This window comes from Massilia sp. Root133, assembly GCF_001426525.1.
Taxonomy (GTDB): Bacteria; Pseudomonadota; Gammaproteobacteria; order Burkholderiales; family Burkholderiaceae_D; genus Telluria; species Telluria orientalis.
The window spans coordinates 1-5,315 of record NZ_LMEW01000029.1 but is presented as its reverse complement, the minus strand read 5'-3'; the positions used below and the strand labels follow the sequence as shown (position 1 = coordinate 5,315).

Below are 5,315 nucleotides of genomic sequence, written 5' to 3'. Positions count from 1 at the left end.
GGCACTTCATCAAACGCCCACACTTATCGACTGTTTATTGTTAAAGAACTGTATTCGGTACTGCCTTGCTGCGTTTGCGAATCGTTTTGTTCGTCAGCAGCAGAGAAGTGAGATTATGCAGTAGTTCGCTTAACTCGTCAACCCCTCGTCTGTTTTGTTGCGCCGTCGTTACCGACTCATTTCCTTGCGCTGCAAAACAGGAGGCGAACTATAGCAAAGGCTGGCCCCAGTGCGCAAGAGGATCACGGCACCAAATGCTCGAGAATCGAATGCGCAGCCTCCACCCTGGCCGAATTCGGGTAATTCTTATTGGCGAGCATGACGATCCCGACGCGCCGTTGCGGCACGAACAGGACATAGGCGCCAAATCCGCGCGTCGCGCCCGTCTTGTTGAAAAGCGTCCCCGGCGGCGGGACCTGGGCCGGCTCCAGCCGGACGGCCGGATTCGGCTCGGCGCTCATCTTCGTGGAATTCCCTGCCTGCAGCGCAGCCAAGCTCACGGGCGCGCGGTATTGCTCCCATCCGAGCCCTTGCACGGTATCGCCGATGCGGAAATAACCGGTGTGCGTGCAATCGATGGCGCGCCGCATCGGTTCCGACAGGCTGCTGGCGTCGATGTTCAGCTGGACGAAGCGGATCATGTCGGCCGCGCTGGCTTTTACGCCATACGTCTCCGCGTCGAACGGTCCGGGGCCGACGCGCACCGGCCGGTTGGTCTTGTCGTAACCCCAGGCGTAGTCGCCCATTGCGCCGGCAGGTACGCGGATATGACTGTGCTTCAGGCCCAGCGCGGGGAACAGACGGCCTTCGACGGCATCGGCAAACCCGACGCCCAGCGCCCGCGCCGTCACATGGCCGAACAGCCCGAGACTGGGATTCGAATACCGGCGGAGCGTGCCGGGTGCGGCGTCCGGGCGCCACGTGCGGAAGTAAGCGATCGTCTGCGCCTCGGTCTCGACATCGTGCGGGAATTGCTGCGGCAGGCCTCCCGGCGTGTAGGTGCCCAGTTCGAGCACGCTCGCACGGTCGATCGCGCTGCCCTTCAACTGCGGGACGTATTGGCCGGGGTGATCCGCGAGCGACAGCTTGCCGAGCCCCTGCGCGTAACACGCCAACGTCGCCGTGACGGTCTTGCTGACGGAGCCCAGCTCGAACAACGTGTTTTCGGTGACGGGCTTGTGCTCCTGTTTCGACGCCTCGCCATAATTGAAGAACAGCGCCTGGCCATCCACCGTGACGGCGACTGCGATGCCGGGTACGTCGTGCTGCGCCATCAAAGGCTGGATCGCGCGGTCGACGGCAACACGCACGGCGGCGGCATCGACGGCGCCTGCCGTCAGCGGCAACAACGACAGGCATGCGAGGACGATGGATTTTGTAGACAAGGCATTCTCCGGGTTCGTTCGTGACGGGCACCAGTATAGGCAGGGCCCCATGCGCGCCGACAGCGCAGCCGTCCCGGCAAACCGGGCGTTCGTCACATCGCCGACTTCAGCGCACCCAGGTAACGCTCGCTGACGGCGACCGTGGCGCCGCAACGCAGCGTGAGCCGGCAGCTGCCGTCGCCGGCGGAATCCAGCCGCGCGATCTCGCCGCGCCTGACGATCGCGCCGCGGTGCACGCGCAGGAAATCCTCGGGCGCGAGCAGCGTTTCGAGGCGGTTGAGCGTGATGCGGTGCAGGACCGTGCGCCCGGCCAGGTGCAGCTCGACGTAATTCCCGGCCGATTCGATCCACAGGATGTCGGCCACCCGGATCTGTTCGATGCGGCCGACGGAGCGCACGTTGATCCGCTCCGGCCGCGCGGCGGTCTGGCTGGCATCGACGTAATCGCGCAACGCCGCGCCATAGGCCTCGCGCTGACGCTGTCCCAGCATGGCGCCGATCCGCTCGACCGTCTGTGCAAGGCGTGCATCGTTCAGGGGCTTGAGCAGGTAGTCGAGCGCGTGCACGTCGAACGCGTCGATCGCGTGTTCGCTGTAGGCCGTCACGAACACGATGAGTGGCGGCGCGCATGCGCGGCTGATCTCGCGCGCGAGCACGAGGCCCGATTCGGCCGGCATCTGGATGTCGAGGAAGATGACGTCGACCTCCTGCGCGGCCAGCACCGCGCGCGCGGCCGCGGTGCCGTCGCATTCGGCCACGAGCCGCCAGTCCGGATGCGCGGCCAGGGCCAGGCGCAGATTCGAACGGCTGGGCAGTTCGTCGTCGACGATCAGGTAGCGCACCGGCATGCTCACTCCCGCGCCAAAGGCAACCGGACTTCGGCCACGAAGCGGCCGTCCTGCAGGGTCGTGCGCAGTGTCGCGGTGGGATGCATGAGGCGCAGCCGCTCGCGCGTATTCGCGAGCCCGAGACCCGCGCCGGGATTGGGCGACGCCTGCGCGAGCGCGGGATTCGTCACCCGGATCGTGAGCGCCGCGCCGCCGGACACGAAGGACAGGCGAATATCGCTCGGTCTGTCGTGACAATCGAGATCGTGGCGCAGCGCGTTCTCGATCAGCGGTTGCAGCAGCAGCGGCGGACAATCGACGTCGTGCAGCAGCGCGTCGTCGCCTTCGATGCGGACCTGCAGCCGGTCGCCGTAGCGCAGGCGTTGCAGGTCGAGGTAGTCGCGGACGAACTGCAGCTCGTCCGCCACGGTCGCCGTATTGCGCACGCTGGCCGACAGCGCATAGCGCAGCAGGTCGCTCAGGCGGCCGATGCCGCCGAGGGCCAGGGTGCGGTCGCCTTCGCGCACGAGCGCGCTGATCGCGTTCAGCGCATTGAACAGGAAGTGCGGTTCGAACTGCGCGCGCAGGGCCAGCATGCGCTGCTCTTCAAGCGCGAGGCGCAGATTCAGCATGTCGGTCTGGCTGCGCTGCCACGCCAGTTCGCGCTCGCGCGCCTGCCGCCAGTAGTGGACCGCAAGGATGGCGGCGAACGTGCCCGTCGTCGAGAACCAGCCGACCAGCAGCATCTTCATCAGCAGGCGACGCGCGTCGTCGACGCTCGCGATGTGCAGATAGCCGCGCAGCCACGCCATGTACGTCCACTGCGCGGGCTGGAACACGAGCACGAGGCCCACGAACAGCAGGAACACGTTGCGCGGACGGGCGATCAATCCGGGCCAGCGCGCCAGTGCGAGGATCAGGCCCGCGCTCAGGACGATCAGCGGCACGGCGTACTCCACGAACCACGTCACCAGCAGCGACGGATAGTGGCTGTCCACGCCAAGGCGCAGGTTGTCGCTGTAGGTCTGCAGGGCGCCCAGGGTGCTGATCGCCGTCCACGAGAGCACGACGATGGCGATGGTCCTTACCGCGGGCGGTGTCGATGGCGGGGAAATGGCGTGCTGCGTCATCGGGGAAGTATAGCGTGCCGGGTGACCGCGGCCGGCCGCTTCGTCACGTGGAAGCGGGGTTTCGTCACGGCGGCATTACCGTCGTACCGGCATGGCCGCAGAATCGGTGACGCATCCTCTTTATCAACTCTCCAGCTACCCATGAAAAACACGATACGCCTGGCCGCCGCGCTCCTGCTCGGCGGCGTCTCCGCTTCCACCGTCGCCGGCATGACGGAGTGGCTCGCGCCCCAGGATCCGTTCCCCATCTACGGCAACACGTACTACGTCGGCACGCATGGCATCGCCGCCGTGCTGATCACGTCGCCGGCGGGCCACATCCTCATCGACGGCGGCCCGCCCGCCGCGGCCGACCAGGTCGCGGCGCATGTCCGCGCGCTCGGCTTCAAGGTCGAAGACATCCGCTACATCCTGAATGGCCACGATCACTTCGACCACGCCGGCGGCATCGCGGCACTGCAGAAGATGAGTGGCGCCTCGGTGCTGGGCAGTCCGGCGTCCATCGCCGTACTGAAGTCGGGGCAGCCGGACAAGCGGGATCCGCAATATCCCAGTCTGGTCCCGATGACACCCGTCGCCAACACGCGCGCGGTACGCGACGGCGAAGTCGTGACACTCGGGCCGCTCGCCGTCACGGCGCACTTCACGCCGGGCCATACGCCGGGTGCCACCAGCTGGACGTGGCAATCGAGCGAAGGCGGCAAGACGATGCGCGTGGTGTACGCGGACAGCCTCACTGCCCTGGCCGCAGACGGCCGTAGTTTCAGCAGGAATCCGCTCTATCCGACCGCACGCGCGGACGTCGAGCGTTCGATCGCCACGATCGAAGGACTGGAATGCGACGTGCTCGTGAGCGCGCATCCGGATTTCGGCGATCTCTGGGAGCGGAAGGAGAACAAGGCTCTCGTCGATCGCGACGCCTGCCGCAAGTATGCAGCGGTCGCGCGGGAATGGCTGGCGAAGACGCTGGCGGCCGAGGGGCAACCATGACGGTCATCCGCAAGCTGCTGTTGGCGTGCTGCTTCGCGTGCAGCCTGGCCTCGGCCGCGCCACCTTATGTGCTCGACGACACGGAAGTGCGCGACGTGCATGCGAATACGCTGAACCGCGACTACCAGGTATTCGTCGCGCTGCCGGATTCGTATCGGTCGTCGAACCGGCGTTATCCCGTGGTGTTCGTCGTCGACGCGAACTACGCCTTCCCCGTTGCGCGCGGTATCGCCCAGCGGCTGGCCAAACATGCGGGTCTGGAAGAGGCGATCGTCGTCGGGCTGTCGTATGCGAAGGGAGACAGTCCCGTGTACAGCCGGCGCCGCGATTACACGCCGTCGATGCCCCGGGGCCAATATGTCTCCGATATGCCGGGACGCAGCGCCGCGTTCGGCGAGGCGCAAGCCTACGGTCGCTTTATCGCAGCGGATGTCTTCCCGCTGATCGCCGCGCACTACCGGGCCGACATGAGCCGCAAGATCTTTGTCGGCCATTCGTATGGCAGCCTGCTCGGCTTGCAAGTGCTGTTGAGCGAACCGGCCACGTTCGACCATTACATCCTCGGCAGTCCATCGCTGTGGTTCGACCAGGGCGTGATGTTCGATCGGGAACAGGCTTATGCAAAAGGACACAAGGATATGCCGGCGTCGGTGTTCTTCGGTATCGGCGGCCGTGAGACATTGCCGGCGAACCGGAAGCGGTCGCGAACGGAAGAGAATGCGGACATGGTCGCGGATCTATGCGACTTTGACGCGGCATTGAAAACGCACCGGTATCCGAACCTGAAAAGCCGTCTCGAAGTATTTGCGGATGAGGATCATGCCAGCGTCTTCCCACTGGTGCTGACCCATGGCTTGCGGGCGTATCTGAAGAAGGTGAAGTAGAAAGCAAAAAGCCCGCTCAGTGCATACTGAGCGGGCTTTTCTAATAACTAGCCTGACGATAACCTACTTTCACACTGGTTGCAGCACTATCATCGGCGC

The 5,315-nt window shown here is 65.3% G+C and carries 5 protein-coding genes; 2 read left to right on the top strand and 3 right to left on the bottom strand.

What is annotated here, in order from left to right; genetic code table 11:
* Window positions 1-242: 242 nt before the first annotated feature.
* Genes ampC through ASD28_RS18095 form a run of 3 tightly spaced genes read right to left on the bottom strand, consistent with a single transcriptional unit; the run spans window position 243 to window position 3,342 of the window.
* Window positions 243-1,436 carry a class C beta-lactamase gene (gene ampC, locus ASD28_RS18105; protein WP_056131101.1) on the bottom strand — a complete coding sequence of 398 codons (1,194 nt, stop codon included), beginning with the start codon at window positions 1,434-1,436 and terminating at the stop codon, window positions 243-245.
* Window positions 1,437-1,477: 41 nt separating this feature from the next.
* Window positions 1,478-2,233, bottom strand: a complete 756-nt coding sequence (locus tag ASD28_RS18100; RefSeq protein ID WP_056131098.1) for a LytTR family DNA-binding domain-containing protein — start codon at window positions 2,231-2,233, stop codon at window positions 1,478-1,480.
* A 2-nt stretch (window positions 2,234-2,235) separates the two neighbouring features.
* A complete protein-coding gene (locus ASD28_RS18095; RefSeq protein WP_056131096.1) occupies window positions 2,236-3,342 on the bottom strand; it encodes a sensor histidine kinase in 1,107 nt (368 codons plus the stop codon).
* A gap of 141 nt (window positions 3,343-3,483) precedes the next feature.
* Between ASD28_RS18095 and bla the strand changes: the two genes are divergently transcribed.
* A complete protein-coding gene (gene bla / locus ASD28_RS18090) occupies window positions 3,484-4,332 on the top strand; it encodes a subclass B3 metallo-beta-lactamase (protein WP_056131093.1) in 849 nt (282 codons plus the stop codon).
* Entirely contained in the window at window positions 4,329-5,216 is an 888-nt protein-coding gene (locus ASD28_RS18085; protein WP_056131090.1) for an alpha/beta hydrolase, read from the top strand. The genes bla and ASD28_RS18085 overlap by 4 nt, the downstream gene beginning before the upstream one ends.
* Window positions 5,217-5,315: the final 99 nt, after the last annotated feature.

Coding starts and splice junctions, on each gene's coding strand:
- bla (WP_056131093.1), top strand. CDS start 3,484: ATGAAAAACACGATACGCCTGGCCGCCGCGCTCCTGCTCGGCGGCGTC.
- ASD28_RS18085 (WP_056131090.1), top strand. CDS start 4,329: ATGACGGTCATCCGCAAGCTGCTGTTGGCGTGCTGCTTCGCGTGCAGC.
- ASD28_RS18095 (WP_056131096.1), bottom strand. CDS start 3,342: ATGACGCAGCACGCCATTTCCCCGCCATCGACACCGCCCGCGGTAAGG.
- ASD28_RS18100 (WP_056131098.1), bottom strand. CDS start 2,233: ATGCCGGTGCGCTACCTGATCGTCGACGACGAACTGCCCAGCCGTTCG.
- ampC (WP_056131101.1), bottom strand. CDS start 1,436: ATGGGGCCCTGCCTATACTGGTGCCCGTCACGAACGAACCCGGAGAAT.